Raw genomic sequence first — 255 nt, forward strand, 5'->3', positions numbered from 1 at the left:
TCTCAACTTCTTCCTGGATGCGGACGATGCCACGCTCAACACGACCAGTCACAACAGTACCGCGACCCGAGATCGAGAATACGTCTTCGATTGGCATCAGGAACGGCTTGTCGATAGCACGCTCTGGCTCTGGGATGTAGCTGTCCAGAGTCTCAACCAACTTCTTGACGGCAGTGGTGCCCATCTCGTTGTCGTCTTGACCGTTCAGAGCCATCAGCGCCGAACCGATGATGATCGGAGTGTCGTCGCCCGGGA

General features: G+C 56.5%; 1 pseudogene. It reads right to left on the reverse strand.

Annotated features, from left to right (window positions below):
- Positions 1-255 (reverse strand): annotated as a pseudogene (tuf, locus tag AACY49_RS31620) (elongation factor Tu); the annotation flags it as partial.

It is taken from the genome of Pseudomonas sp. EL_65y_Pfl2_R96 (genome assembly GCF_963970905.1).
In the GTDB taxonomy this organism is placed as follows: Bacteria; Pseudomonadota; Gammaproteobacteria; order Pseudomonadales; family Pseudomonadaceae; genus Aquipseudomonas.